This is a genomic window from Stenotrophomonas maltophilia, from assembly GCF_013464915.1.
GTDB lineage: Bacteria > Pseudomonadota > Gammaproteobacteria > Xanthomonadales > Xanthomonadaceae > Stenotrophomonas > Stenotrophomonas maltophilia_AT.
This window is the reverse complement of record NZ_RAVT01000029.1, coordinates 56,642-81,320: the sequence shown is the minus strand read 5'-3', so window position 1 is coordinate 81,320 and position 24,679 is coordinate 56,642. Positions and strand designations below refer to the sequence as shown.

Annotated in this window: 27 protein-coding genes; 13 read left to right on the top strand and 14 right to left on the bottom strand. The window is 67.8% G+C overall.

The genetic code is table 11. The annotated features are described in order from the left end of the window. Window positions 1-72 precede the first annotated feature (72 nt). Window positions 73-735, bottom strand: coding sequence for a TetR/AcrR family transcriptional regulator (locus tag D7T59_RS11150; RefSeq protein WP_180852396.1), 663 nt, complete (start codon window positions 733-735; stop codon window positions 73-75). Window positions 736-812: 77 nt separating this feature from the next. On the opposite strand from D7T59_RS11150, the gene D7T59_RS11145 reads away from it, so the two are divergent. Then, window positions 813-1,508 (top strand): DAPG hydrolase family protein, encoded by a 696-nt coding sequence (locus D7T59_RS11145; protein ID WP_180852395.1) that lies wholly within the window; start codon window positions 813-815, stop codon window positions 1,506-1,508. Window positions 1,509-1,520: 12 nt separating this feature from the next. Here the strand turns inward: D7T59_RS11145 and D7T59_RS11140 are convergent, their stop codons facing one another. After that, window positions 1,521-1,937, bottom strand: coding sequence for a VOC family protein (locus D7T59_RS11140; protein WP_164137774.1), 417 nt, complete (start codon window positions 1,935-1,937; stop codon window positions 1,521-1,523). A 59-nt stretch (window positions 1,938-1,996) separates the two neighbouring features. Next, window positions 1,997-3,100, bottom strand: a complete 1,104-nt coding sequence (locus D7T59_RS11135) for an alkene reductase (RefSeq protein WP_164137775.1) — start codon at window positions 3,098-3,100, stop codon at window positions 1,997-1,999. A 128-nt stretch (window positions 3,101-3,228) separates the two neighbouring features. On the opposite strand from D7T59_RS11135, the gene D7T59_RS11130 reads away from it, so the two are divergent. Then, the gene (locus D7T59_RS11130) at window positions 3,229-4,134 is read left to right on the top strand and encodes a LysR family transcriptional regulator (protein ID WP_180852394.1); all 906 of its coding nucleotides are present in this window, start codon (window positions 3,229-3,231) and stop codon (window positions 4,132-4,134) included. Window positions 4,135-4,144: 10 nt separating this feature from the next. On the opposite strand, the gene D7T59_RS11125 is transcribed toward D7T59_RS11130, so the two are convergent. After that, window positions 4,145-4,564, bottom strand: a complete 420-nt coding sequence (locus tag D7T59_RS11125) for an Imm70 family immunity protein (RefSeq protein ID WP_180852393.1) — start codon at window positions 4,562-4,564, stop codon at window positions 4,145-4,147. Window positions 4,565-4,751: 187 nt separating this feature from the next. Between D7T59_RS11125 and frmR the strand changes: the two genes are divergently transcribed. The 4 genes from frmR (at window position 4,752) to D7T59_RS11105 (ending at window position 8,682) form a co-directional block, all read left to right on the top strand. Continuing rightward, complete coding sequence (frmR, locus tag D7T59_RS11120) at window positions 4,752-5,027, top strand: formaldehyde-responsive transcriptional repressor FrmR (protein WP_005411009.1); 276 nt, start codon at window positions 4,752-4,754, stop codon at window positions 5,025-5,027. Window positions 5,028-5,086: 59 nt separating this feature from the next. Then, window positions 5,087-6,196 carry an S-(hydroxymethyl)glutathione dehydrogenase/class III alcohol dehydrogenase gene (locus tag D7T59_RS11115; protein ID WP_164137777.1) on the top strand — a complete coding sequence of 370 codons (1,110 nt, stop codon included), beginning with the start codon at window positions 5,087-5,089 and terminating at the stop codon, window positions 6,194-6,196. A gap of 49 nt (window positions 6,197-6,245) precedes the next feature. Further along, window positions 6,246-7,076: an S-formylglutathione hydrolase gene (gene fghA, locus D7T59_RS11110; protein ID WP_180852392.1), complete on the top strand. Its 831-nt coding sequence runs from the start codon at window positions 6,246-6,248 to the stop codon at window positions 7,074-7,076. A 160-nt stretch (window positions 7,077-7,236) separates the two neighbouring features. Beyond that, complete coding sequence (locus tag D7T59_RS11105) at window positions 7,237-8,682, top strand: GGDEF domain-containing protein (protein WP_180852391.1); 1,446 nt, start codon at window positions 7,237-7,239, stop codon at window positions 8,680-8,682. 54 nt (window positions 8,683-8,736) lie between these two features. On the opposite strand, the gene D7T59_RS11100 is transcribed toward D7T59_RS11105, so the two are convergent. Together D7T59_RS11100 and D7T59_RS11095 are read right to left on the bottom strand one after the other, a co-directional pair. Then, a complete protein-coding gene (locus D7T59_RS11100) occupies window positions 8,737-9,207 on the bottom strand; it encodes a hypothetical protein (RefSeq protein ID WP_180852390.1) in 471 nt (156 codons plus the stop codon). Window positions 9,208-9,212: 5 nt separating this feature from the next. Next, window positions 9,213-9,659: a universal stress protein gene (locus tag D7T59_RS11095; protein WP_043400104.1), complete on the bottom strand. Its 447-nt coding sequence runs from the start codon at window positions 9,657-9,659 to the stop codon at window positions 9,213-9,215. A gap of 141 nt (window positions 9,660-9,800) precedes the next feature. On the opposite strand from D7T59_RS11095, the gene D7T59_RS11090 reads away from it, so the two are divergent. From D7T59_RS11090 to D7T59_RS11075, 4 genes are all read left to right on the top strand, one after another. After that, window positions 9,801-10,718 carry a LysR family transcriptional regulator gene (locus tag D7T59_RS11090; RefSeq protein ID WP_180852389.1) on the top strand — a complete coding sequence of 306 codons (918 nt, stop codon included), beginning with the start codon at window positions 9,801-9,803 and terminating at the stop codon, window positions 10,716-10,718. Window positions 10,719-10,872: 154 nt separating this feature from the next. Beyond that, on the top strand, window positions 10,873-12,402 hold the full coding sequence (locus D7T59_RS11085; RefSeq protein WP_180852388.1) for an MFS transporter: 1,530 nt from the start codon (window positions 10,873-10,875) through the stop codon (window positions 12,400-12,402). 20 nt (window positions 12,403-12,422) lie between these two features. Continuing rightward, window positions 12,423-13,505 carry an HlyD family secretion protein gene (locus tag D7T59_RS11080; RefSeq protein WP_164137784.1) on the top strand — a complete coding sequence of 361 codons (1,083 nt, stop codon included), beginning with the start codon at window positions 12,423-12,425 and terminating at the stop codon, window positions 13,503-13,505. Next, window positions 13,502-14,914 carry an efflux transporter outer membrane subunit gene (locus D7T59_RS11075; protein WP_180852387.1) on the top strand — a complete coding sequence of 471 codons (1,413 nt, stop codon included), beginning with the start codon at window positions 13,502-13,504 and terminating at the stop codon, window positions 14,912-14,914. The genes D7T59_RS11080 and D7T59_RS11075 overlap by 4 nt, the downstream gene beginning before the upstream one ends. Before the next feature lie 216 nt (window positions 14,915-15,130). Here the strand turns inward: D7T59_RS11075 and D7T59_RS11070 are convergent, their stop codons facing one another. From D7T59_RS11070 to D7T59_RS11050, 5 genes are all read right to left on the bottom strand, one after another. Next, entirely contained in the window at window positions 15,131-15,469 is a 339-nt protein-coding gene (locus tag D7T59_RS11070; protein WP_106550751.1) for a hypothetical protein, read from the bottom strand. 77 nt (window positions 15,470-15,546) lie between these two features. Then, a complete protein-coding gene (locus tag D7T59_RS11065) occupies window positions 15,547-16,488 on the bottom strand; it encodes a DegV family protein (RefSeq protein ID WP_180852386.1) in 942 nt (313 codons plus the stop codon). Window positions 16,489-16,583: 95 nt separating this feature from the next. Then, window positions 16,584-17,216, bottom strand: a complete 633-nt coding sequence (locus tag D7T59_RS11060; protein ID WP_180852385.1) for a 2-hydroxychromene-2-carboxylate isomerase — start codon at window positions 17,214-17,216, stop codon at window positions 16,584-16,586. 20 nt (window positions 17,217-17,236) lie between these two features. Next, the gene (locus D7T59_RS11055) at window positions 17,237-18,499 is read right to left on the bottom strand and encodes an amidohydrolase family protein (protein WP_180852384.1); all 1,263 of its coding nucleotides are present in this window, start codon (window positions 18,497-18,499) and stop codon (window positions 17,237-17,239) included. Beyond that, window positions 18,499-19,908 (bottom strand): amidohydrolase, encoded by a 1,410-nt coding sequence (locus D7T59_RS11050; protein WP_180852383.1) that lies wholly within the window; start codon window positions 19,906-19,908, stop codon window positions 18,499-18,501. Before D7T59_RS11050 ends, D7T59_RS11055 begins: the two co-directional genes overlap by 1 nt. A gap of 152 nt (window positions 19,909-20,060) precedes the next feature. On the opposite strand from D7T59_RS11050, the gene D7T59_RS11045 reads away from it, so the two are divergent. Next, entirely contained in the window at window positions 20,061-20,837 is a 777-nt protein-coding gene (locus D7T59_RS11045) for an AMP nucleosidase (protein WP_005414446.1), read from the top strand. Window positions 20,838-20,880: 43 nt separating this feature from the next. Next, a complete protein-coding gene (locus D7T59_RS11040) occupies window positions 20,881-21,420 on the top strand; it encodes a DUF924 family protein (RefSeq protein ID WP_024956045.1) in 540 nt (179 codons plus the stop codon). Window positions 21,421-21,527: 107 nt separating this feature from the next. Here the strand turns inward: D7T59_RS11040 and grxD are convergent, their stop codons facing one another. Then, window positions 21,528-22,454 (bottom strand): Grx4 family monothiol glutaredoxin, encoded by a 927-nt coding sequence (gene grxD, locus D7T59_RS11035; protein ID WP_164137792.1) that lies wholly within the window; start codon window positions 22,452-22,454, stop codon window positions 21,528-21,530. Between the two features lie 59 nt (window positions 22,455-22,513). Between grxD and D7T59_RS11030 the strand changes: the two genes are divergently transcribed. Beyond that, on the top strand, window positions 22,514-23,293 hold the full coding sequence (locus D7T59_RS11030) for a polysaccharide deacetylase family protein (RefSeq protein WP_180852382.1): 780 nt from the start codon (window positions 22,514-22,516) through the stop codon (window positions 23,291-23,293). Between the two features lie 44 nt (window positions 23,294-23,337). On the opposite strand, the gene D7T59_RS11025 is transcribed toward D7T59_RS11030, so the two are convergent. Both D7T59_RS11025 and D7T59_RS11020 read right to left on the bottom strand, forming a co-directional pair. Next, window positions 23,338-24,057, bottom strand: a complete 720-nt coding sequence (locus tag D7T59_RS11025) for a class I SAM-dependent methyltransferase (RefSeq protein WP_180852381.1) — start codon at window positions 24,055-24,057, stop codon at window positions 23,338-23,340. Between the two features lie 4 nt (window positions 24,058-24,061). Continuing rightward, the gene (locus D7T59_RS11020) at window positions 24,062-24,679 is read right to left on the bottom strand and encodes an SGNH/GDSL hydrolase family protein (protein WP_164137795.1); all 618 of its coding nucleotides are present in this window, start codon (window positions 24,677-24,679) and stop codon (window positions 24,062-24,064) included.

The following is a 24,679-nucleotide window of genomic DNA, read 5'->3' as shown; positions in this document are numbered from 1 at the left end:
TGCATGCACATGTCGACCCCCGCGATGCGTGGATGCCATGGTAGATCCACGCCATGCGTGGATGGAGCAACCCTATGCCTCCTGCAACGCCGGCGCCAACAACGCCAGGCACTCACGCAGGTGCACCTCCACCGGCGCATCCTCGGCCACCACCCCGATCACACGTTCGCGCAGTGGCTCGGCCACGGCCATCGCCAGGATCAGCCGCGTCATGCACGCGGGATCTCCCTCGCGCAGCAGCCCTCGCTGTTGCTGGCGCGCCAGCCAGTCGGCCAGCAGCGCGCGGCCGCGTTCGATGCCATTGTCCAGATAGGCCTGCAGCAGCGCGTCCTTGCCGGGAAAGTCGGTGGCCAGCAGCCGGAACACCTGCACCGCCTGCGCTGACAGCGCCTGCGCGCACACCGCCTGCAGGATGTCCCGCAGCAACGGCAGCACCTCGTCGGCGTTGCGGGCATCACGCTGCAGCTGTGGCGCGAAGCCGTCGGTCCACTCGCGCACCGCCAACCCGACCAGTTCCTCGCGGTTGCTGGCATGGCGGTACACGGTCTTCTTCGCCACCCCGGCGTGCGCCGCCACCGCTTCGATGGTGGTCGCCTCATAACCCTGTGCCAGCAGCAGCTCCAGCGTGGCCTGCAGCACCGCGTGGCGGACTTCGGCTTCCGGTCGCGCAGGGCGGCCGCGGCGGCGGGTCGGCGTTGTGGGCTCGGGCAGGGTGGTGCTGTTCATTGCGCCCATCTTACCGCATTCGGTTAATTGCGAAACGTATGGCGTTTCCGTATTGTCGAGCCTCCCAACCCCGCAGGAGACCCCCGATGGATACCGCTGTGAACGCCCGCGCCTGGCTGGACCACCACGATCTGCTGGACCCGGCGCCGATGCCTCTGGAAACCGGCATCCAGCGCCGCGAAGACGGCACGCTGCTGGTGGCGGTGCGCACCGATCTGCACGGCTGCAAGGGCCGCATGCTGGACTGGTGGTTCACCTTCTTCGAGACCACCCAGCACATCCGCTGGTGGCATCCGGTCGACCATGTCGAGCATCGCGGCTGGGACGCGGCCTGGCAGCGCGGGCGCAGCTACCACGGTGCCAGCATCCATGCGGTGGAATCGCTCGCCGACATTCCGCCGGTGGCGGCGCGCCTGAAGTTCCATGACCCGCGCACGGTGCTGGTGCCCGAGCGCCTGCAGGCGGCACAGGATGCAGGCGATGTATCGGCGGTGATCGCCGCGCGCATCGGCTTCGGCGACCACGTACGCCTGGATGCACAGGGCGATCCCTGCGATGGGCAGATGCTGCACGTGGCGCGCGATACGCCGTTTGGCTGCGTGCTGCGCAGCCGCTTCGTGCTCGGCCTGGACGGCGCCGAGCCGCAGCGCGATGCCGGCGATGCCGTCGGCCTGGGCCTGCTCAGGCACTGCTACACGGAGTTCAGTTTCCTGTCGCGGCTGCTGCCGTCGCTGTACTACGGCGAGCGTGCCAACGGCGAAACAGTGCCGTTGCCGTGGTGAACGGCGCGCCGGTCATTCAACCAGCGCGTCGTAGCCTTCAGCACTGAACTGGATCAGGCAGAAGCCGTGGCCGAATGGATCGGCCAGCACGGCAATGCTGCCCCAGCGACGTTCGCGCACGGGTTGCTCGAGCGTCGCCCCGGCCGCAACCGCACGGGCCAGTGCGGCCTCGATGTCGTCCACCACCCAGTCCAGGTGCAGCGGCGTCCAATGGCGCTCGTAGTCGCGCACGTCGCCGTCCTCGGTGGCGGCGCTGCCGGCCTCGTTCTGCAGCAGATACAGTGGCGCGGGTCCACCGAGCAGTTCCACTGCACCCGGGCCGAGGCGGCGGCCGATGTGCAGGCCGAAGGCTCGCATGTAGAAGTCTTCAGCCGCGGCGAGATCGGGGACGTCGAGGTTGACGATGAACGATGCGGTGGGCGTATCCATGGGCAGATCCGGTGGATGCGGGTGGGCAGTGTACGCCCGCATCCACGCATGGCGTGGACTTACTGTGCGCGTGGGTAATCGAGGTAGCCTGCTTCGCCGCCACCGTAATAGGTACTGCGGTCGGGCGTGGCCAGCGCGACGTCGTGCTGAAGGCGTTCGACCAGATCCGGGTTGGCGATGAACGGCTGGCCGAACGCAGCCAGGTCGATGGTGCCCGCTTCGACCAGCAGCAGGGCGCGTTCGCGGGTCATGCCACCTGCCAGGATCACGGTGCCACCGTAGGCCTGCTTGAACTGCTTCAGGAACGCGCTGCCCAGCACCGATTCACCCTGCTGCAGGTTGTCGTTGAGATGCACGTAGGCCAGCCCGCGCGTTCCCAGTTCCTTGGCCAGGTACAGGTAGGTGGCTTCGTTGTCGGGGTAGAACGGCATGTCGAAGGTGAGGTTGTTCGGTGCCAGGCGCACGCCGATGCGATGCGCACCGATGCGTTCGGCCATCGCATCGACTGTCTCCAGGATCAGCCGCGCACGGTTCGGCAGTGAGCCGCCGTAGCGGTCGTCGCGCTGGTTGATGAGCGGGTTGAGGAACTGTTCGAACAGGTAGCCGTTGGCGGCATGCAGCTCGATGCCGTCGAAGCCGGCGGCGATCGCGTTGTCTGCGCCGCGCGCGAAGTCGGCAATGATGCCGGGGATTTCGTCGGTGGCCAGCGCACGCGCCGGGGTGGGATCGGCGTGGCCGCGGCTGCCGTCTTCCAGATAGACGAACGAGGTGTTCTTCGGTGCGCTGGCGACCGGGCGGGTACCGGCGCTGACCGGTTGCCCACCCTCAGGCTGCAGCGAGGAATGCGACATGCGGCCAACGTGCCAGAGCTGGGCGAAGATCGTGCCCTGCGCGGCATGCACCGCCTCGGTGACGAGCTTCCACCCGGCCACCTGCGCGGCCGACCAGATGCCCGGCACGTCGATGTAGCCCTGGCCCTGCGGCGAGACCGGGGTGCCTTCGCTGATGATCAGGCCGGCACTGGCACGCTGCCGGTAGTACTGCGCGGTGAGCTCATTGGCGACCGAACCGGGGTTGCGGGCACGGGTCATCGGGGCCATCGCGATGCGGTTGCGCAGGGCGATGCCTGTCAGGTCGAACGGACGGAACAGGGCGGCGGTCATGTTGGTCATCTCGGTGCGGGGGAGGCGCCAGCGGCGCGATGCACACAGGATGGAGTTGACATGCGGGCGCATAAAGCGCTTCGATCTCCCTTGGTGCGGGACTATTTGTCCCCAATGGAGTGCGATAGATGCTGCCGCTGGAATCGTTGAATGGCCTGGTGACCTTCGTCACCACGGCCCGCTCGGGCAGCTTCACCGAGGCTGCCGACGCGCTGGGCATCTCGCGCTCGGCGGTGGGCAAGGCCATCGCCCGGCTGGAAACGCGGCTGGGCGTGCGCCTGTTCCACCGCACCACGCGGCGCATCGCGCTGACCACCGATGGCGAGGCGTACTACGCGTCGTGTGCGGCGGCACTGGAAGAAATCTCCGCGGCCGAGGCCTGCCTGGGGTCGGCCGGCCTGCCCAGCGGGCGGCTGCGCATCGACATGCCGTCCTCGTTCGGGCGGCTGGTGGTGCTGCCGGTGCTGTTGCGCCTGTGCCGGCAGTACCCGGACCTGCAGCTGACGATGACCTTCACCGATCACTTCGTCGATCCCGTCGAGGAAGGCATCGACCTGTTGATCCGTTTCGGTGGGCTGCACCAGGCAGAGCATCTGGTTGCGCGGCGGCTGGGTCGCCAGCGCCTGGTCACCTGCGCATCGCCGGCGTACCTGCAGGCGCACGGTGTGCCGGCTACCGTCGAGGAACTGCCGCAGCACCGCAGCATCGTCGGTTTCCGTCATGGCCAGCCGGTCTGGTGGCGGATCGGCAGCGAGGATGACGAAGGGACATTCATCCCGAATGCGCCGTATCAGCTCAATGACGGCGACGCGGTGATTGAAGCGGCCATTGCCGGTCTCGGTATCTGCCAGATGCCGGAGTCGCTGGTACGTCGTCATCTGCAATCCGGTGCGCTGCAATCGGTGCTGGATGCGCACATGCAACGGCACATCGACATCCACGCGCTGTGGCCGCCGACGCGTCATCTGCGGCCGAAGGTGCGCTACGTGGTGGATGAACTGACGCGGTTGGCGGGCGAGGGCCTGTTTGACTGAATCTAAGGCGTCAGTAGCTGACGATCCGGGCGGACGTGTCTTCGCCTTCCTGGAGCGCTTCAAGCACATCAATCAGAAGCGCAATCAGATCACGCCCATGTGCAGTGGCGAAATAGGCCGCCAAGCTGTCGATATCGGGAGCGATATCGTCTCCCCACGGCGGACGCTGCGCTCGATCATCGAACGACCAGATGGCATGGGTCGGTGGCATTTCGGCCAGCTCAGTGCGGATGACGTACATCTCGGACAGCGCGGTGGCCGCATCTGATTTCTGCACGCAGCCGGCATAGAGCTGCTTCATGATGATCGGGAAGCGGCTTCCCCATCCATCCGGTTCCAGATTGCCGGTGATTGTCGAGAAGAACGCATACAGAAAATCGCTGCTGCCGATTTCATCGGTGATGCGCCCGAGTTGGATGCCAATACCCATTATTTGATTCCAGCTGTTGCCGACCCCAAAGCATGCCTGACACAGTGTTGGTGGCTGCTGGATCGTCGCAAGTAATTGATTCTTCGGGATTAAAGGCTGCCGTCTCGGAGTCCGAGAAAGCCATTTGCGTCAAGTCAAAGGCTTCTATGTATACTATCCCCCAGTATAGTTCCGAGGTGGCCCCGCCATGCCGCACTCCCCCGAAGAGAAGAAGAAGGTTCTGGCCCGTGTGCGCCGCATCCGTGGCCAGTGCGATGCGCTGGACCGCGCGCTGGAAGCCGGTGCCGACTGCGGGCCGGTGCTGCAGCAGATCGCCGCCATCCGTGGCGCGGTCAACGGCCTGATGTCCGAGGTGATGGAGGCGCATCTGCGCGAGGAGTTCGGCCAGCCTGCGGCTTCCGATGAACAACGCGCCGAACGCGTGCGCGACATGAGCGCATTGATCCGCTCGTACCTGAAGTAAACGTTGGCGCAACGTCGCGCCGCGCATCCTGTTTCCCTTGCTTTCCTGGAGAATCCACCATGAAGTCCCGTGCCGCCGTCGCCTTTGGTCCCGGCCAGCCGCTGCAGATCGTCGAGATCGACGTCGCCCCGCCGAAGAAGGGCGAGGTGCTGGTGAAGATCACCCACACCGGTGTCTGCCACACCGATGCGTTCACCCTGTCCGGCGATGATCCGGAAGGCCTGTTCCCGGTGGTGCTGGGCCATGAAGGCGCCGGCATCGTGGTGGAAGTGGGCGAGGGCGTGACCAGCGTCAAGCCGGGCGACCACGTGATTCCGCTGTACACCGCCGAGTGCGGCGAGTGCCTGTTCTGCAAGAGCGGCAAGACCAACCTTTGCGTTGCCGTGCGCGCTACCCAGGGCAAGGGCGTGATGCCCGACGGCACCAGCCGCTTCAGCTACAACGGCGAGCCGCTGTACCACTACATGGGCTGCTCGACCTTCAGCGAGTACACCGTGGTGGCCGAGGTGTCGCTGGCGAAGATCAATCCGGAAGCGAACCCGGAACACGTCTGCCTGCTTGGCTGCGGTGTGACCACCGGCATCGGCGCGGTGCACAACACTGCCAAGGTGCAGGAAGGCGACAGCGTGGCGGTATTCGGCCTCGGCGGCATCGGCCTGGCGGTGATCCAGGGCGCGCGCCAGGCCAAGGCCGGCCGCATCATCGCCGTTGACACCAACCCGTCCAAGTTCGAGCTGGCGCGTGAGTTCGGCGCCACTGACTGCATCAACCCGAAGGATTTCGACAAGCCGATCCAGCAGGTCATCGTCGAGATGACCACCTGGGGCGTGGACCACAGCTTCGAGTGCATCGGCAACGTCAACGTGATGCGTGCGGCGCTGGAATGCGCGCACCGTGGCTGGGGCCAGAGCGTGGTGATCGGCGTGGCCGGTTCGGGCCAGGAGATCTCCACCCGTCCGTTCCAGCTGGTGACCGGCCGCAAGTGGATGGGCACCGCCTTCGGTGGCGTGAAGGGCCGCAGCCAGCTGCCGGGCATGGTCGAGGACGCGATGAAGGGCGACATCGAACTGGCCCCGTTCGTCACCCATACCATGGACCTGGACAAGATCAACGAAGCCTTCGACCTGATGCATGAAGGCAAGTCGATCCGTTCGGTTGTCCACTACTGAGCCACGCCGGGTGGCAGGCTTGAGGGCCTGCCGCCCCTGGGAGAAACCCATGGAACGCATCGAACACCGCGCCTGTTCCGGCGGCTGGCAGGACGTCTACCGCCATCACTCGGCGACGCTGGGCTGTGACATGCAGTTCGCCGTGTACCTGCCGCCGCAGGCGGCCACTCGGAAGCTGCCGGTGCTGTACTGGCTGAGCGGCCTGACCTGCACCGAGCAGAATTTCATCACCAAGGCCGGCGCACAGCGCTATGCGGCCGAGCATGGGGTGATCCTGGTGGCGCCCGATACCAGTCCTCGCGGCGAGGATGTGGCTGACGCCGAGGGCTACGATCTGGGCAAGGGGGCAGGGTTCTATCTCGATGCCACCCGCGCGCCGTGGGCCAAGCACTACCGCATGCACGACTATGTGGTGCAGGAACTGCCGGCGCTGATCGAAGCGAACTTCCCGGCCACCGCAGCGCGCAGCATCAGTGGCCATTCGATGGGCGGCCACGGTGCGCTGGTGATCGCGCTGCGCAACCCCGGGCGCTACCGCAGCGTGTCGGCGTTCTCGCCGATCGTCGCGCCCAGCCATGTACCGTGGGGGCAGAAAGCGTTCCACGCCTATCTGGGGGACAACCCGGTCGACTGGGCGCAGTGGGATGCCTGCGCGCTGCTGGCGACCGCCAGCGAGCGCCTGCCGCTGCTGGTCGACCAGGGTGATGCCGATGAGTTCCTGCAGACCCAGCTGCAACCCGAGCGCCTGCAGCAGGCGTGCGATGCCGCCGGCCACCCGCTGACCCTGCGCCTGCAGCCCGGCTACGACCACAGCTACTACTTCATCGCCAGTTTCATCGGCGAGCACATCGCCCACCACGCCCGCGCGCTGAAGGACTGACCCGTCTGCGAAAAGGGGACGGAGGGGATTAAGTCGCATTTGCCACTGTGCCGCAAACGACTTAATCCCCTCCGTCCCCTTTTTTCGGCGATGGATCACACCATCGTTGCGCCGCCCCGGGCTATCGTGCGCCCATACGGCCTTGCCGATCGGGGGATGCATGCCGGTAGTGCTGGCGCTGCTGTATGTGCTGTGCCATGGCCTGGTCCTTGCCATATGGCCGGGGCCCGTTGGTGCGGGTTCCTTCGTGTTCCTGACCGGCGCCCCGCTGCTGGCCGCTGCCGCCTGCCTGTGGCGGGCCCGCCGCGATGGCGCCGCGCTGGGGTGGCGCGCCACCGCGCTGGCCCTGCTGCTGTGGGGCGGCGGCATGGCCTTCAACATGGTCGATGCGCTGGGCGCCGGCCGTGCCGATGTAACGCCGCAGGTCAGTCTGTTCCTGTATGTGCTTTACGGCGTGCCGCTGGTGTTCATCCTGGCCCGGGCGCGCCGCGAACGGCTCAGCATCAGCCTGATCGACGCAGCCATGGCCGCGCTGCTGGGTGTGCTGTTCTTCGTGCACGCGCAATCGTTTGCTGCCCGCATCGATGTTGATGGCCATGCGATGGCCAACATGCAGCGCATGTTCGATATCCAGAACCTGTGCATCGCGGTGTTCGCTGTGGTGCGCTGGCTGGTCGGCGACGTTCCGGAGCGGCGCAACTTCTTCCGCGCGCTGGCGATGTACGCCGTCGTCTACCTGCTGGTGGCGTACTACATCAACCATTACACCGAGGAGCAGTCGTTCGGTGCCTACAACGACCTGCTGATCGACCTGCCGTTCCTGCTGCTGGCACTGCTGGCGCTGAGCCGGGCGCCAGCACCGAGCTTCGTGCTGCATCCACGGCTGGCACGCACGGTACAGGCGGCCGGCCCGATGATCCTGCCGCTGCTGCTGCTGGTGGTCGGGACGCTGGTGGTCGACCACGCGCGACCACTGGCGGTCACAGGGTTCGTGGTCGCAACGCTGGGCTTCGGCCTGCGCAGCATCCTGCTGCAGGTGGACCTGATGGAGCGGCAGGCATCGCTGGACCAGCTGGCACGGCAGGATGGTCTGACTGGCGTGGCCAACCGGCGCGAGTTCGACGCATTGCTGTTGGCCGAATGGAACCGTGCGCGGCGCAGCGGCAGCGAACTGGGCCTGTTGCTGCTGGATATCGACCATTTCAAGGTCTTCAACGACCGGCACGGTCATCCTGCCGGGGATCGCTGCCTGCAGGCCGTGGCGGCGATCCTGAAGGTCAGCGCCGGCCGCGCAGGCGACAGCGTTGCGCGCTATGGGGGCGAGGAATTCGCAGTGATCGTGCCGGGAAGCCCACTGTCGGGCGTACTGGCGCTGGCCGAACGTCTGCGCGAGGCAGTGGAAGCGCTGCCGTTGCCTGAAGGTTCGGTCAGCATCAGCGTCGGTGTGGGCTACCTGCATCCGCCGGCCCTGGCCAGCGCAGACCAGCTGCTGGCAGACGCCGATGCGGGCCTGTATGCGGCCAAGCGTGCCGGCCGCAACCAGGTGATCCTGCACGCGCATGTGCTCGACGACGAAGGCAACGCACATGGCACGATGGACTGCTGAGGGCGACGCGTGATCAGCCCTGATGCAGGTCCGCGCACCTGCGGTGCCGAGCGGTCATCGTTGCCGCAGCCAGCCGCTGGGATCGAGCAGCCTCAACCCGACGGGTGACAATGATCGCTGCCGCAACGGCAGCTTCGCTGCCTGCACGGCGACAGCACAGCGTGCCAGCTGCTGCCGCAGCGGTGCCAGCGTGTCGTCTTCGCGTGGCCGTGCATGCCGCCACTGGGCGATGCGCAGCAGGCAGACCAGCAGGTCCAGTTCGCTGGTGGCAATGAAGGGAGAGCCGGCGGGCAGCAGGTCGATCGGCGCCGCGGGCGCGGCCAGCAGCGGCAGCAGGTTGATGAACGCGTCGCAGCCTTCAGGATCGAGGCCGAGGCCGCTCAGCTGCGCGAGTCCATCGGCTGCGAGATCGGGGTCACGCAGCTGGCGTATCGCCGCCAGCAGCGCCTGCTCGCCACGGCCGAACTGGCGGCCGAAGGCGCGGTAGCTGACCCGGGTTGGAAACAAGGGGGAACGGGAGGCCATGGCAGCTAGGGTTGTGGGTCGCGGGTTTCCACCAGCACGGGGCAGGGAGCGTGGTCGATGGTCCATTGCCCGATCGAGGGTTCGAACAGGCGCTCCAACCGGGACAGGTGGCGGTGGCCGATCACGATCAGGTCGCACTTCAGGCGCCGGGCCTGGTCGCTGATGACTTCGCCGGGGTCGCCTGAGGGGATCTGCGCGATGGCATCGACGCCGCGCTCGCGCAGTTCGGCCAGGGCTTCGGCCAGCACCGCCTCGGCGCGGGAGCGCTGGCGGGCGGCTTCCGGATACTCGATGCGGTCGGCTTCGCTGGCATCGGCGGCCAGCGCGAATTCGGGGTCGAGCACGCACAGCAGGTGCAGGCGGCTGCGTGGGCCGGCAATGGCCGCGGCCAGGTCCAGCACGCGCGCGTGCTGGGGGCCACCGTCCAGGGCGACCAGCAGGGTATTGAACATGGATGTCTCCTTTGCAGGCCGGGGATGGTCGCCGATGTCATCGCGCGCACCCATGCCGTGCGCGGCAGTCAATGAATGCGTCAGGCGCAATCAACGGACGCCAGAAGTGCCGTAGAGTCATCCGATTTGCTGGAGACTGCCATGCCCCTGCCGGACCTGAACCTGTTGCTGGCACTGGACGTGCTGATCGACGAATGCAGCGTGGCCGCCGCCGCGCGGCGGATGAACCTGAGCGCGCCGGCGATGAGCCGTACCCTGGGCCGGATACGCACCGCCCTGGGCGACCCGGTGCTGGTGCGTGCCGGCCGCGGGCTGGCGCCCACGCCGCGCGCCCTGCAGCTGCGTGAGCAGGTCCGCGACGTGATCGAGCAGGCCCACCGTGTGTTCAACGCCGGTCGCGAGATCGACCTGCGCACCCTGGAGCGGACCTTCAGCGTGCGCGCCAACGATGTCTTCATCGGCAGCTATGGAGGGCGGCTGCGCGAAGTCTTCCGCCAACAGGCACCGGGCTGCATGCTGCGCTTCGTACCCGAGGGCGATACCGATGACGATGCGATGGTGCAGGGGCGGATCGACCTGTACATCAGCACCGCCGGCAAGCACAGCCCGGAAACCAAGGTGCAGCACCTGTTCACCACCTCGCTGCTGGGTGCGGCGCGCGCCGACCATCCCTTGTTCGATGGCGATATCAGCGCCGAACGTTTCGCTGCCTGCGACCACATCGCGGTGTCCCGGCGCGGACTGGCGCATGGCCCGATCGACGAGGAACTGGCGGCGCTGGGCCTGCAGCGGCGGGTGGCGGTGGTGATTCCCACCTTCCATGGCGCGATCTTCGCTGCCGCCGATTCGGACCTGGTGCTGCCGCAGATGCCGAGCGTGATGCTCGATCGCATCGCCCACATGGGCCTGCCGCTGCGCATGTTCCCGTTGCCGGTGCCGGTGCGTACCGTGGCGCTGGTGCAGGCCTGGCACCCGCGGATGGACAACGATCCGGCCCACCAGTGGCTGCGACGGGCAATCAAGAGCATGTGCGATTCGGTCGAAGCGGCTCGCCACTGATTGGCGAAAGGCGTGCGTCCAACGCACGCCTGCGATGCCGGTAACGCCATTTTCTGCACGGTACCGGCTCCCTAGACTGCGCTCCCCGGAGTTTCACTGAGCGCATTCCAATGACCCTCAACATGCCGTGCACTGCACGGATCGGTGCCCGGCGATGAGTACGCCGGCTGCCGCTGTCCCGGTCGCCGCAGCCCCCCGTCCTGCCGCCGCCCCCGGGCTCGACCGCCGCGTCCTGGTCGGCCTGTGTGGCGTGCTGCTGGCGGTGCTGGTGTCGGGCTTCAACGAGAACATCACCAAGGTTGCATTGGCCGACATCCGTGGCGCGATGGGTTTCAGCGTCGATGACGGCAGCTGGATCGTCGCCCTCTACAGCGCGATGTCGGTCAGCGCGATGGCCTTCGCGCCATGGTGTGCCGCCACCTTCTCGCTGCGCCGCTTCGCGCTGGCGATGATCGGTGGCTTCATGGTGCTGGGCTTGCTGTGCCCGCTTGCACCGAACCTGCACGTGTTCCTGCTGCTGCGTGCATTGCAGGGCCTGTGCGGTGGTGCACTGCCGCCGCTGCTGATGAGCGTGGCCCTGCGCTTCCTGCCGCCCGGCATCAAGCTGTATGGCCTGGCGGGCTACGCGTTGACCGCCACCTTCGGCCCGAGCATGGGCACGCCGCTGGCTGCATTCTGGGTCGAGCAGGTGGGCTGGCACTGGGCGTTCTGGCAGATCGTGCCGTATTGCCTGGCTGCAATGGCGATGGTCGGCTGGGGCCTGCCGCAGGACCCGCTGCGGCTCGAACGCTTCGCCCAGTTCGATACGGTTGGCCTGCTGCTCGGCCTGCCAGCGCTGGTGCTGCTGGTGCTGGGCCTGGTGCAGGGCCCACGCCTGAACTGGTTCGACTCGCCGATGATCACCTTGATGATCGGTGGCGGTGCCGGCCTGATGGTGCTGTTCATGATCAATGAATGGTTCCACCCCTTGCCGTTCTTCAAGCTGCAGCTGCTGGCCAACCGCAATCTCAGCTACTCGCTGGTGACGCTGGGCGGCGTGCTGTTCGTGCTGCTGGCGGTGATCTCGATCCCGTCCGGCTTCCTGGCCAGCGTGCAGGGCTACCGGCCGCTGCAGACGGCACCGATGCTGCTGTGGGTGGCACTGCCACAGGTGATCGCGCTGCCGCTGGTGGCGGCACTGTTGAACATCCGCGCGGTGGATTGCCGCTGGGTGCAGGCCACCGGCCTGGCGATGCTGGCCCTGGCCTGCTGGCTGGGCTCGCACCTGGATGTGGCCTGGATCCGTGACAACTTCCTGTGGGTGCAGCTGCTGCAGGTGTTCGCACAACCGATGGCGGTGCTGCCGCTGCTGATGCTGGCCACCGGCGGCTTGGCGCCGCAGGACGGCCCGTTCGCCTCGGCGTGGTTCAACACGGTCAAGGGTTTCGCTGCGGTGCTCGCCAGCGGCGTACTGGATGCCGTCGCCCAGGGACGCCGTCATTTCCATTCCACCGTGCTGGTCGACCGCCTGGGCGAGCAACCGTGGCTGGCCGATGGCCCGCAGCTCGGCGCGCGCCTGCATGCACAGGTGCAGGCGCTGACATCGGCTGACCTGTACTGGGTGGTGGCGCTGGTGGCGCTGGCCTTCATTCCCCTCATTGCCTGGATGCCCACCCGCATCCATCCGCCACGTGCCGTGGCCTGAACCTCTCGCAGGAATCCCTCATGACGATCAATCGAACCACTCTCCACACCGGCCTGGGCCTGGGCGTACTGGCCCTGGCCATCGGCGCCTGGCTGCTGCTGCGCGATGGCGGCCACCAGACCACCAACAATGCGTACGTCGTGGCTGACTACACCCTGGTGGCCCCGAAAATTCCCGGCTTCGTCAGTGCCGTGGAAGTAGAGGACAACCAGTCGGTGAAGGCGGGCGACGTGCTTGCCCGCATCGACGACCGCGACTACCAGGTGGCCCTGCAGGCGGCCCGTGCCGACCTTGCCAATGCCCGCGCACAGCTGGCCAACGCGCAGGCCGCACTGGCCCAGCAGGATTCGCTGATCGAACAGGCCAGGGCCAGTGTCGATGTCAGCCGTTCCGAACTGACCCTGGCCAGCGCCGACCAGCAGCGTTACCGCGAACTGGCCCGTGATGGCGCCGGTACGGTGCAGAACGCGCAGCAGGCGCAGTCGAAGCAGGCCGTGGCCAGTGCGCACCTGCAGCAGGGCCAGGCGGCGCTGTCGACCGCACGCCAGCGCACCGACATCCTCAGCGCTGGCGTGCAGGCCGCACAGGCGGCGGTACAGCGTGCAGAAGCGGCGCAGGCGCGTGCCGAACTGGACCTGTCGCACACCGTGCTGCGCGCGCCGATCGACGGCATGGTCGGCCGTCGTGCGGTACGCGTGGGCGCCTACCTGACCCCGGGTACGCCGGTGGCTGCGGTGGTACCGCTGAAGCGCGCCTTCGTGGTCGCCAACTTCCAGGAAACGCAGATGACCCGCATGCAGGCCGGCCAACAGGTCGAGCTGAAGGTGGACGTGTTCCCGGGCAAGCCGCTGCGCGGGCACATCGACAGCATCGCACCGGCCACCGGCGTCACCTTCGCCGCCGTCGCACCGGAAAACGCCACCGGCAACTTCACCAAGGTGGTGCAGCGCATCCCCGTCAAGATCGTGCTGGAACCTGGCCAGCCACTGCTGGACCAGCTGCGTGCCGGCATGTCGGTGGAAGCCAGTGTTGACCTGGGCAGCCGCGCCCGCGCGCAGAGCGTGCAGCACAGTCCCGGCCACAAGAGCGGGGAGGGTGCATGAGCGCAGTCACCGTGTTCCGCACCTTCGTTGCGGCCAGCCTGTGCACGGCCCTGGCTGCCTGCACGATGGGTCCGGACTTCGTACGCCCGCAGGCGGAACTGCCCAGCCACTGGCAGGGTGAGGCGGTCGCCGGCAACGCCATCGACCAGGACGCGGCCTGGTGGGCCGGCTTCGACGACCCGCTGCAGGGCCAGCTTGCCAGCCAGGTGCTGGAGGCCAACCTGGATCTGCAGCTGGCGGCCAACCGCGTGCAGCAGAGCCGCGCCGCGCGTGGCATCAGCGCCGCCGATCGCCTGCCCAGCGTCAGCGCGAGCGCCAGCGGCGTGCGTGCACGCAACAGCGAGGTGGGCCTGAATGATCCGTCCGGCAACGGCGGCCGTGATGACTACGGGCTGTTCCAGGCCGGCATCGGCCTGAGCTGGGAACTGGACCTGTGGGGGCGTGTGCGCCGCCAGGTGGAAGCGGCCGACGCACGCGTGCAGATCGCCGAGGAGGATGCACACGCGGTGCGCATCGCGCTGCTGGCGGAAACCGCGCGTGATTACCTGCAGCTGCGCGCGACGCGGCAGCTGCTGGCGATCACCGAGGACAACCTCGGCATCGCCCTCGACATGAAGCGCCTGACCGAGGCACGCCAGCAACAGGGCGTGGCCAGCACGCTGCAGGTGTCCAGCGCGTCCGCGCAGGTGGCATCGCTGCAGGCCCGCATCGCGCCGCTGCGGCATCGTGAATCGCAGCTGCGCAATGCGCTGGCGTTCCTGCTGGCGCAGCCGCCGCAGGCGCTGGACGCGCAGCTGCAGGATGCACGCCGTGACTGGCCGGCGTTGCCGGCCGTAGCGGTGGGGTTGCCCAGCGAACTGGCCGAGCGTCGCCCGGACATCCGTCGTGCCGAAGCGGCACTGCATGCGGCAACGGCCGGCATCGGCGTGGCCAAGGCCAGTTTCCTGCCGCGCATCACCTTGAATGGCGACGCTGGGTTCCAGGCCAAGCAGCTGGATGATCTGGATGGCTGGAACGCGCACCGCTTCAGCATCGGCCCGTCCATCAGCGTACCGATCTTCCAGGGCGGGCGGCTGAAGGCCAATCTCGCGCTGAGCAGGCTGCAGCAGCAACAGTCGGCGCTGCAGTTCCGCCGTACCGTGCTGCAGGCCTGGCATGAAGTGGACGACGCCATCGATGGCTATGCCGCCGAGCAGCAGCGCACGGTGCAGCTGCATGTGGCGGTGGACGAGAGCGAGAGCGCACTGGGCGCGGCGCGTCGGCAGTACCAGGCTGGCGTGGTCGACATGCTGGATGTGCTGACTACCCAGCGCGTCGCGCTGGACAACCAGGCTGCGCTGGCCAACAGCCAGGCCACGGCCGCGATCGCACGGGTGGAGCTGTACCGCGCGCTGGGCGGTGGCTGGTAATGATATGGAAACGCCGGGCCATGCCCGGCGGTTCGTCGGTAGTTGCCAACCTTGATTGGCGACTTTCCCGGAAGCGCCAACCAAGGTTGGCGTCTACCAGCGCACGGCCTTGGGCGGCGGCTGCCAGGAAATCGTCGGGGTAGTGCCGGCCGCTGGCCGGCAGCCACAACATCCATGGAGGTGCCGGCCAGCGGCCGGCACTACCAGGGCGCGGCCTCAACGCACGTCGCGCAGTTCCCAGTGGTGGCCGGCCAGCAGGCGCAGGCGCTGCTTGAACACATCGCTGTCGATGCGGGTAGTGGCCACCAGGTTGATGCGCAGATCCTTCTGCTCGCCGGTCACGGTGGCATCCGGATCGGTTGCGCCCCACTGCACTTCCACTGCGTCGGGATCGGGTTGCTTGGCCTTCCAGCGCTCGAACAGCGTGCCGCTGCGCAGGGCGTCCTGCAGTTCTTCGGCGAAGCCGGCCGCGCCCTGCGAATGGAAGGACAGGTCAGGGTCGTTGCCGCGGGCCTTGGACGGGTCGGGCAGGCTGATGTGGTACTGCGCAGGCATGGTGTTCTCCTTGAAGTGCGGCAAGGCTGGCACAGTCGCGGTGGAATCGATGTGCAGATTCCCGCCGCGGTTGGCCTTCATTCAAACCGATGCGGCCCATCGGCAAAGCCCACGGTAACCGCGCCCTTGCCGACGTTGACCATGCCGGTCAGGCTCATCACCGACTCATACACGCTGACGCCGTGCTCGGCGCAGACCTGCTTCAATGCCGCATAGCCGGGCAGGGTGCGCAGCTCGTCCAGTTCACCGCCGTAGCTGACGCACACCGTCGGCGTCATCAGCCCGGCACGCACGCGCTGGCCGACCACCCCAAACAGCTTCTGCACGGCGTTGTCGAAGCCCTTGATCTTGGCGACCGGCCCGGTCTCGCCGCGGTAGCCGTGCAGTACCGGCTTGATGTCCAGTGCGCTGCCCAGCGCCGCGCTGAGCAGGCCAACGCTGCGGTCGCCCTTGTGCCGTGCGCGCGCACGCATGTAGTACAGGTCGCGGGTGACCATGTAGCCGTGCACGTTGCCGGCCAGTTCCTCCAGCCGTTCGCGGATCTGCTGCACGCTGGCGTTGCTCTCGCGCAGGCGCACCGCTTCCACCGCCGTCACCGCCTGGGCTGCGAACAGGTTCTGTGTATCGAGCACGCGCAGCGCGAACGGTGAGTTGTAGCCTGCCGACTGCCGCACCGGCTTGTAGTCGTTGAGGATGGCGAAGCTGGCCTGCAGCGCGTTGTCATGGATCGGGCTGCGGGTCTTGGTGATGGTCATGCAGAACACGTGGTCGTAATCGATCACCAGCTGCTGCAGGAACAGGTCGCGGATCTGGTTGACGCTGAACGGGATGGTTTCCGCTTCAGCACCATGCTCGGCCACGTGCGCGTGCAGGAAGCTCAGCGTGGCCTGCTCATCGCGGTGATCGGCCAGCACGGCTTCGCCGATGCGGACGGTGATCGGCAGCAGCACGATGTTGTGCTCGGCAATGAAGTCCTGCGGCAGGTCGCAGGCCGAGTCGACGACGATTCCGATGCGCATCCGCGGCTCCCCCTCCAGGGCGGTTGTAGGTTCGGAAATGTGAAAACTATCTCAAAACCCGGCCGGGCGCGCGAGGGAAACGCGCCACGCCCTGTTCAGCGATTGCGCTGCACCGCCACCGGCAGGCTGTCCAGGCGTTGCCATTCGGGCTGCTGCAGCAGGGCGGGATCGGCCAGCACGGCCGCCATCAGCGGGTGGGCGTCGTTGCCCCAGAACAGTTCCTGGTCGATGGCCAGGGTCGGGACCCCGAACACGCCCGCGCCAATTGCGGCTTCTGTGTTGCGCCGCAGTTGTTCCTTCACCGCCGGATCGGCTATGGCAGCGGCGACATCCTCGATGCCCAGCTGTGCGCCCGGTTCGCGCAGGGCCTCGGCGCTGTCACCGGCGTGGCCATCGCGCCAGATCCAGTCGAACAGCACGTCCACCGCCTGTGCGCTGGCCCCGGCGGCCAGGCACAGGCGCAGCGCAGACAGCGGATTGAACGGATGGCCGGGCGGGAAGCGCATCGGGGTGCCCTCGGCCTGCGCGGTCCATTGCAGGTGGCGGTAGGCGAAGCGGCGCTTGGCGGGGATCTCCGCCGGGCCCAGGTTGCCCAGGTGATGCAGCACCGCACCGAAGGCGATCGGCACGGTCTGGATCTGCGCGAACTGCGGCAACTGCTTCAGCTTCTGCCAGTGCAGGTAGGAGTAGGGCGAGACGAAGTCGAAGTACCAGCGCAGTGTCGCCATCGGTGTGTCCTCGTGAGTGGTCAGGGCTGCGCGTTGCGCTGCAGGTAGCGGTCACGCAGGTCGGTCTGGCGCGAGCGCATCGGCATCGTGCGGCCGCCCAGCCAGACCTGTTCGGCATAGTGCGCCACGTCCAGCGGGTCGCCTTCCCACAGCACCAGGTCGGCGCGCTTGCCCGGCTCGATGCTGCCGATCTGGTCGGCCACGCCGAACGCCTGTGCCGGCACCCGGGTCAGCCCAGCCAGGCCGTCGGCCCAGGGCAGGCCGTTGGCCACGGCATTGCCGGCCAGCTGGCGCATCTTGCGCGCGTTGTGGGTGGCGTCGCCGCGCTGCACGAACGACACCGGCACGCCGGCGCGCTGCAGGCGTGCGGCGTTTTCCAGGGTGGCGCCGATCTGGTCGAAGCTGGCCGGCAGGTTGGCCAGCACGTCAACGAACACCGGCACCTGGGCGGCGGCCAGCTCCGGCGCGACCTGCCAGGCTTCGCCGGCACCGGCAATCGCGATCTTCACCTTCTCGCGCGCGGCCCAGCGCAGCAGCTGGCGGATGTCCGAGGCACGATCGACCTCCACCACGATGCGGCCCTGGCCGGCCAGGTAGCGGCTGAGCGTGCGGCGCCCGGCCGGGGTCAACAGCGCGTGCGGTGAATCCGCAGCCACCTGGCCGCGTGCCTCGTCGACCATCTGCTGCAGCAGCATCCATTGCGCGGCGCGCGAATGCCCGGTCAGCTCCGATGCCGCCGAGCCCAGGCGCAGGAACAGCGCGCGCGGGCCGATCGGGTCGACGCTGCCGTCCAGCCGCATCACGCCGCCCTGGCCAGCCACGAAGCCACCACCGGTGGCGGCCCCAAGTGCGGTGAAGCCGAAGCCCTCCAGCCGCGTCACCGGGATCAGCACCGAGGCCGGGTTGTAGGCCAGGGTGACGTCGAACTCCGGGCGCAAAGGCTGCTCGCCGAGCTTCAGCGAACTGTCCACCGTGCTCGATTCACCCGAGACCTCTTCGATGCCGGTCTCGGTGATGCCACCGAACAGGGCCGGGGTCAGCGGCCGGCCGTTGGCTTCGACCACGGTCGCTCCGGCCGGTGCGGACAGGCCGGGGCCGACCGCGCGGATGATGCCCCCCTGGACCAGCACATCGGCGCTCTGCAGGCTGCCGCGCGCACTGGCGGTGTGCACCGTCGCGTTGCGCACCAGCAGGTCCTGCGCCGATGCCGTGGTTGCCAGCAACAGCAACGCCACCACGGTAGCGCCGGGCCATGCCCGGCGACGCTCGTTCAACACGCCCATCAGCGCACCTCCTGGCCAAGCTGGAAATCGGAACGCGGCGTGCTCGCCGGCGCGCCACGGTCGTACAGCCTGCGGCCATCAATGAAGACCTGCTCGGCCAGCGCGTAGGAACTGAAGGGGTTGCCGTTCCACACCACTACGTCGGCCATCTTGCCGGCCTCCAGGGTGCCTGTCTGGCCCTCGATGCCCAGCGCCTTGGCGGCGTTGGCGGTCATCCAGGTGATGGCATGTTCGGGCGTGATCTCCGGCATGCGTGCACGTCGCGCGGAGGCCATGACCTTGGCCGCTTCCTGGTTGAGGCGCTGGATGCCCTCGGGCGAATCGGAATGGACGATGGCACAGCTGTTCTTCGGCCGGTCAACCAGCGCGATGTTCTCCTGGATGCCGTCGAAAGCTTCCATCTTGAAGCCCCACCAGTCGGCCCACAGCGCACCGCAGACACCGTCGGCGGCCAGCCGGTCGGCCAGCTTGTAGGCCTCCACGCCGTGGTGGAAGGCGGCCACCTTGAAGCCGAACTCCTTGGCCAGGTCGAGCATGGTGGCCATTTCGTCGGCGCGGTAGCAGTGGATGTGCACGCGGATGTCGCCCTCGATGGCGCCGGCCAGCGTGTCCAGCTTGAGATCGCGCTTGCCGCCGGCATCCCCGGCGCTGTCGCCCTTGTCGCTGCCGAACCAGCCCTTGCGCTTGGCCGGCTTGGGTTTGTTCTTGGCGATGTAGTCGGCGGCATCGATGAAGGCGGCACGGTAGCCGGCCACGTTGCCCATGCGCGTGGCCGGGGCCACGCCCTTGCCTTCGCCGTAGACCCGCTTGGGGTTCTCGCCGCAGGCCATCTTCAGGCCCCACGGTGCGCCGGGGAACTTCATCGCCTGGTAGGTGATGGCCGGGACGTTCTTCAGGGTCACGCCGCGGCCGCCGACCAGGTTGGCCGAGCCGGGCAGCACCTGCATGCTGGTCACGCCGCCGGCCAGCGCCGTTGCGAAGCCCGGGTCCTGTGGCCACACCGAGTGCTCGGCCCAGACGTTGGCGGTGACCGGTGCGGTGACCTCGTTGCCGTCGCTGTGCGCGCCCACGCCCGGGCTGGGGTAGACACCCAGATGCGAATGCACGTCGATCAGGCCGGGGGTGACCCACTTGCCCTGTGCATCAATGCGGGTGACGCCCGCATCGGCCTGCAGCTGGCGGCCAACGGCGACGATGCGGCCGTCGCGCAGCAGCACGTCGGCGTTGTCCAGGCGCTGGCCGGTACCGGTCAGCACCGTGGCGTTCTGGATCAGCACCGGCGCATCGGGATGGGCCTGGTAGGTGCTGGGGTAGGGGTCGGCGACGAAGCGCGAGGCACCCACCGCCGGAGCCGTACTTGATGAAAGCAGTGCCAGGGCCACCCCGGCGCGCAACAACGTCGATGCCATGCAGTTCCCCTTGCAGCCTGGTCCAACCGCCGACGCTAGCCCGGTGGCGGCGGGCTTGCCAAGTGACCTTCTTCACAGGGCGCTCGACGGCGGCTCGACTGCACCGGCCGGGTGGCTGAAAATACCCGGTCCCCCGCCGTACCGGACCGCCCATGAAGAGCAAGCAGGAAATCGTCGACAACTGGCTGCCCCGGTATACCGGCGTGCCCCTGGACCAGTTCGGCCAGCACATCCTGCTGACCAACTTCGGCGGCTACCTGCACACCTTTTCCGAGCTGACCGGTGCGCCCGTCATCGGCCTGGACCGGCCGATGGCCAGCGCCACGATCGACGGCATCACCATGATCAACTTCGGCATGGGAAGCCCCAATGCCGCGATCATCATGGATCTGCTGTCGGCGGTGATGCCCAAGGCGGTGCTGTTCCTGGGCAAGTGCGGTGGCCTCAAGCGCAAGAACCAGCTGGGCGACCTGGTGCTGCCGATCGCTGCGATCCGGGGCGAGGGTACCTCGGGCGATTACCTGCCGCCGGAAGTACCGGCGTTGCCGGCATTCGCGCTGCAGCGTGCGGTCTCGACCATGATCCGTGACCTCGGCCACGACTACTGGACCGGCACCGTCTACACCACCAACCGCCGGGTATGGGAACACGACGAGGCCTTCAAGGAGCGGCTGCGGGCGATGCGCTGCATGGCCATCGACATGGAAACGGCCACGGTGTTCGCCGCCGGCTTCGCCAACCACATCCCCAGTGGCGCGCTGCTGCTGGTCTCGGACCAGCCGATGATCCCCGATGGGGTCAAGACCGAGGCCTCCGATGCCAAGGTCAGCTCCCAGTTCGTGGAAAACCATATCCAGATCGGTATCGAGGCGCTTAAGCTTATCCGGCGCAACGGCAAGTCGGTCCGCCACCTGCGCTTCGACGAATGATGATGATGGCCTGGCGCGGCGCGCCGGCCCTGGGGAGTAGGTGATGGACGTTGCCGCGCAAGTGGTGGAATTCTGGAAAGAAGCGGGCCCTGCGAAGTGGTTCGCCCGCGACGATGCGTTCGACGCGCAGTTCCGCCAGTTGTTCCTGGACGAGCATTTCGCCGCGGCTTCGCGCGCGCGCGAGCATTGGCTGGGCAGCGCCGAAGGGGCGCTGGCGCTGATGCTGCTGCTGGACCAGTTCCCGCGCAACTGCTTCCGTGGGACCGCCCATTCCTACGCCACCGATGGCCTGGCCCGGCACTACGCCATGCGCGCCATCGAGGAAGGCCTGGACCTGCAGCTGGTACCGAAGCTGCGCGCCTTCATCTACCTGCCGTTCGAGCACTCCGAGGATCCGATGGACCAGGACCGTTCGGTGGCGATGTTCGACGTGCTGGGTGACAAGGAGTACCTGCAGTACGCCGAACTGCACCGCGACATCATCCGCCGCTTCGGTCGTTTCCCGCATCGCAATGCCGTGCTCGGTCGCCTCCCCACGGCCGAAGAGCTGGATTACCTGGCCGAAGGCGGGTTCGCGGGCTAGATCCACGCCGTGCGTGGATGCAGAAAACGCCGGCGTTCGTCGGCGTTTTTCGTGCTGGGTCAGATCCCTTTCCGCAGGAAAGGGCTCTGACTCCGTGGGCTGGCCGATCAGTACTTCGGCACGCCGTTGTCGACGTCTTCGGACCAGGCATTGATGCCGCCGGTGACGTTGAACACCTTGGTGAAGCCCAGTGCACGGAACTGCTCGGCAGCCTGTGCGCTGCGGCCGCCGTGGTGGCACATGAAGGCCAGTGCGGTGTCCTTCGGCAGGGCTTCCAGCTCCGCACGGCCGTTGCCGTCGAAGCTCTTGAACGGCACGCCGACGGCTGCGATGGCGCGCTCGTCGGCCGGGCGCACGTCCACCAGGGTGATGTTGCCGGCACGCACCAGGTCGTCGGCATCGCGCACGCTGATTTCCTGTACCGGCTTCGGCGCGTTCGGGTTGTCGATGGCCAGGCCCTTGCCGCGGATGTCGTCCACCCAGTCGATGGTGATGCCGTTGGCGCGACGGGCGCTGGACAGGTCGAACTGCACGCGCAGGCCATTGGATTCGGCAGCGATCGCGCCTTCGTCATGCGGGGCCAGCTGGAAGTTCGGCTGGAAGCCGGCGTCGATGCTCAGCTGCAGGGCAGCGCCCGGAGCGTCGGCCAGCGCGCCCTTGAGCATTTCCACGGCCGCCGGGGTGACGGTGATGCTCGGCGGGGTGCGGTCCGGTGCGGCCAGGCCCAGCACGCTGCTCAGCTCGCCGCTGGCAGCCATCTGCAGCACGATGTCGCTGCCGCCGACCAGTTCGCCGTCGATGTACAGCTGCGGGATGGTCGGCCAGTCGCCATAGGCCTTGATGCCTTCACGGATTTCCTGGTCGGCCAGCACGTTGACGTGGGCGAACTCGACGCCGAGGTCCTGCAGCGCGCCCACGGCCTTGGCCGAGAAACCACACTGCGGCATCGACGGCTGGCCCTTCATGAACAGCACGACGCGGTTGGCGTTGAGGATGGATTCGATGCGCGAACGCAGGGCGGGATCGAGGGACATGGACGTCGGGGTTCCGGGAATTCGAATCATCGATTCTAACCCCCATGGCATCATGGGGGATGAGCAACGCAGGAACATTGCATCGCATCCCGACCCGGCCGTGGCGCTGGCTGCCCTGGCTGGTGGCGTCGCAGCTGGCCGTGATCCTGGTCTGGGCCCTGGCCGGCTGGCACTGGGGGCTGCCGTTGATGGTGGCCAGCCACGCACTGTTCATGGTGCCGGTGTTCCTGCCCAACAGCCGCTTCTACGCGCCGGTGTTGAGCCGGATGCCGGGGGCCGGCAACAGTGTCTGGCTGACCATCGATGACGGCCCCGGCCCGGAAACCCGCGCCGTGCTCGACCTGCTGGACCGCTACCACGCGCGTGCGACCTTCTTCCTGGTGGGGGACCGTGCGCTGGCGCAGCCGGAACTGGTGGCCGAAATCCTGCGCCGTGGCCACGACCTGGGCAATCACAGTCTCAGCCACCCGCAGGCCCGCTTCTGGCGCCTGGGCCCGGCGACGATGCGCGCCGAGATCGAGGGCTGCCAGCATGCGCTGCAGGCCCTGAGCGGGCATCCGGTGCGCTGGTACCGCTCGGTGGTGGGCATGACCAATCCGTTCGTGGCGCCGGTGTTGAAGGCGCTGGGCCTGGTGCGCGTGGGCTGGAGTGCCCGCGGTTACGACGGCGTCGGCTGCACGCCGGAGGGCGTGCTGGCGCGGCTGTTGCCGGACCTGCGCCCGGGCGCCATCGTGCTGCTGCACGAGGGTGCCGCCCACGGGCACAACCTGGTGATCATCGAGCGCGTGCTGCAGGCACTGGACGAGCGCGGCTTGAAGGCCGAGTTGCCGGCCCTGTAACCCAGGGTTCTGGTCGCTGGGAGCAGCCGAGCGTGGGCTCGGCGCTACGCTTCTGGGCGTTTGGCCACCAGCAGCCAGCTGTTGAACGGCGTACGCCCATGCAGCGGCCGGGGGGCGGTCACCTGCAATCCCGCTTCGGCAAGCGTCGTCTGCAGTACCAGTGGATCGGGGTAGTGGCGCGGCCGCGTGCCCATCCAGCCGACCAGCCAGGCCAGCCGGTCCGCCACCCGCGTGGTGCGGTCGCGGCCATCGCCGGTGGCCAGCGGCGTGCGCAGCAGCAGGCAGCCGCCGGGGGCCACCCGCGCACTGGCCGCGCGCAGCAGTGCCTGCTGTGGGCCCGCGTCCAGGTACTGCAGCACGTCCAGCAGCAGGACGTGCCCGGCCTGCGCCGGCAGTGGCGCCTGCACGTCCACGCAGTCGAAGCGCACGTCATGCAGCTCAACGGCGGCACGTTGCGCGCGGGCGATCTTGCCCGCATCCACGTCCACGCCCAGGTAGCGCTGGGTGCCGCCGCGCTGGCGCAGTACATGGGCGAACAGGCCCAGCCCGCAGCCGAGGTCCAGCACCGGCTGCCCGTCGTCAGGCAGATGCTGCAGCACGCCGTCGTACAGCGGATCGCTGCCGAGCTTGCCGCGGGTGTAGTAGTAGTCGCGGCGGCTGCCCCAGGCCTGCGCCGGGCGGAACGCTTCGGCGATCAAGCGGGCCTGCGGGGTCGTCAGGGGAGCACAGGGCAGGGGCGGGCCGTTCCGTGGCGTGCCGTCCATCGTCTCAGTCCGTGCCGCCAAGCAGATGCGTGGCAACCGGCAGCGCGCGCGCGCTCCACAGCGCGTACATCCGCGCTGAAGGATGCAGGCCGTCCTCGGCGATCATCGTCGGGTCTTCGCCCTGCGCGCGGCTGATGTCGGTGATGTCGACGAAGGCCACACCGTGCCGGGTACTGATCACCTCGGCGGCGGCATTGAACTCGTCGGTCTCGATCTCGATCGCGGCCAGGTCGCGGCCACTGCCGGCCCCGAATGGGGTGGCGCCCCAATCGGGGAAGGACAGCACCAGCACGCGGCCGGCATTGCCGCCGGCGAAGCCGATCGCCCGCTGCAGCAGCGTCTGGAACTGGCTGCGGTACTCGTCCAGCGGACGCCCGCGGTACTGGTTGTTGACGCCGATCAGCAGGCTGACGAAATCGAACGGACCCTGCGGTACAGCTACGTCGATACCCGCATCGAGCTCGTCGGTAGTCCAGCCGGTGGTCGCAATGGTCTGCGGGTCGGACAGGTCGATGCCCTGCGCACGCAGTGCGGCGGCCAGCTGGTGCGGCCAGCGGCCTTCGACGGCAACCGCTTCACCGATGGTGTACGAATCGCCCAGCGCCAGGTAGGACAGCGCCAC

Bases quoted from the DNA above. Each gene is read 5' to 3' on its own strand.
- D7T59_RS11150 (WP_180852396.1), bottom strand. From the start codon at position 735: ATGGGCGCAATGAACAGCACCACCCTGCCCGAGCCCACAACGCCGACC.
- D7T59_RS11145 (WP_180852395.1), top strand. From the start codon at position 813: ATGGATACCGCTGTGAACGCCCGCGCCTGGCTGGACCACCACGATCTG.
- D7T59_RS11140 (WP_164137774.1), bottom strand. From the start codon at position 1,937: ATGGATACGCCCACCGCATCGTTCATCGTCAACCTCGACGTCCCCGAT.
- D7T59_RS11135 (WP_164137775.1), bottom strand. From the start codon at position 3,100: ATGACCGCCGCCCTGTTCCGTCCGTTCGACCTGACAGGCATCGCCCTG.
- D7T59_RS11130 (WP_180852394.1), top strand. From the start codon at position 3,229: ATGCTGCCGCTGGAATCGTTGAATGGCCTGGTGACCTTCGTCACCACG.
- D7T59_RS11125 (WP_180852393.1), bottom strand. From the start codon at position 4,564: ATGGGTATTGGCATCCAACTCGGGCGCATCACCGATGAAATCGGCAGC.
- frmR (WP_005411009.1), top strand. From the start codon at position 4,752: ATGCCGCACTCCCCCGAAGAGAAGAAGAAGGTTCTGGCCCGTGTGCGC.
- D7T59_RS11115 (WP_164137777.1), top strand. From the start codon at position 5,087: ATGAAGTCCCGTGCCGCCGTCGCCTTTGGTCCCGGCCAGCCGCTGCAG.
- fghA (WP_180852392.1), top strand. From the start codon at position 6,246: ATGGAACGCATCGAACACCGCGCCTGTTCCGGCGGCTGGCAGGACGTC.
- D7T59_RS11105 (WP_180852391.1), top strand. From the start codon at position 7,237: ATGCCGGTAGTGCTGGCGCTGCTGTATGTGCTGTGCCATGGCCTGGTC.
- D7T59_RS11100 (WP_180852390.1), bottom strand. From the start codon at position 9,207: ATGGCCTCCCGTTCCCCCTTGTTTCCAACCCGGGTCAGCTACCGCGCC.
- D7T59_RS11095 (WP_043400104.1), bottom strand. From the start codon at position 9,659: ATGTTCAATACCCTGCTGGTCGCCCTGGACGGTGGCCCCCAGCACGCG.
- D7T59_RS11090 (WP_180852389.1), top strand. From the start codon at position 9,801: ATGCCCCTGCCGGACCTGAACCTGTTGCTGGCACTGGACGTGCTGATC.
- D7T59_RS11085 (WP_180852388.1), top strand. From the start codon at position 10,873: ATGAGTACGCCGGCTGCCGCTGTCCCGGTCGCCGCAGCCCCCCGTCCT.
- D7T59_RS11080 (WP_164137784.1), top strand. From the start codon at position 12,423: ATGACGATCAATCGAACCACTCTCCACACCGGCCTGGGCCTGGGCGTA.
- D7T59_RS11075 (WP_180852387.1), top strand. From the start codon at position 13,502: ATGAGCGCAGTCACCGTGTTCCGCACCTTCGTTGCGGCCAGCCTGTGC.
- D7T59_RS11070 (WP_106550751.1), bottom strand. From the start codon at position 15,469: ATGCCTGCGCAGTACCACATCAGCCTGCCCGACCCGTCCAAGGCCCGC.
- D7T59_RS11065 (WP_180852386.1), bottom strand. From the start codon at position 16,488: ATGCGCATCGGAATCGTCGTCGACTCGGCCTGCGACCTGCCGCAGGAC.
- D7T59_RS11060 (WP_180852385.1), bottom strand. From the start codon at position 17,216: ATGGCGACACTGCGCTGGTACTTCGACTTCGTCTCGCCCTACTCCTAC.
- D7T59_RS11055 (WP_180852384.1), bottom strand. From the start codon at position 18,499: ATGGGCGTGTTGAACGAGCGTCGCCGGGCATGGCCCGGCGCTACCGTG.
- D7T59_RS11050 (WP_180852383.1), bottom strand. From the start codon at position 19,908: ATGGCATCGACGTTGTTGCGCGCCGGGGTGGCCCTGGCACTGCTTTCA.
- D7T59_RS11045 (WP_005414446.1), top strand. From the start codon at position 20,061: ATGAAGAGCAAGCAGGAAATCGTCGACAACTGGCTGCCCCGGTATACC.
- D7T59_RS11040 (WP_024956045.1), top strand. From the start codon at position 20,881: ATGGACGTTGCCGCGCAAGTGGTGGAATTCTGGAAAGAAGCGGGCCCT.
- grxD (WP_164137792.1), bottom strand. From the start codon at position 22,454: ATGTCCCTCGATCCCGCCCTGCGTTCGCGCATCGAATCCATCCTCAAC.
- D7T59_RS11030 (WP_180852382.1), top strand. From the start codon at position 22,514: ATGAGCAACGCAGGAACATTGCATCGCATCCCGACCCGGCCGTGGCGC.
- D7T59_RS11025 (WP_180852381.1), bottom strand. From the start codon at position 24,057: ATGGACGGCACGCCACGGAACGGCCCGCCCCTGCCCTGTGCTCCCCTG.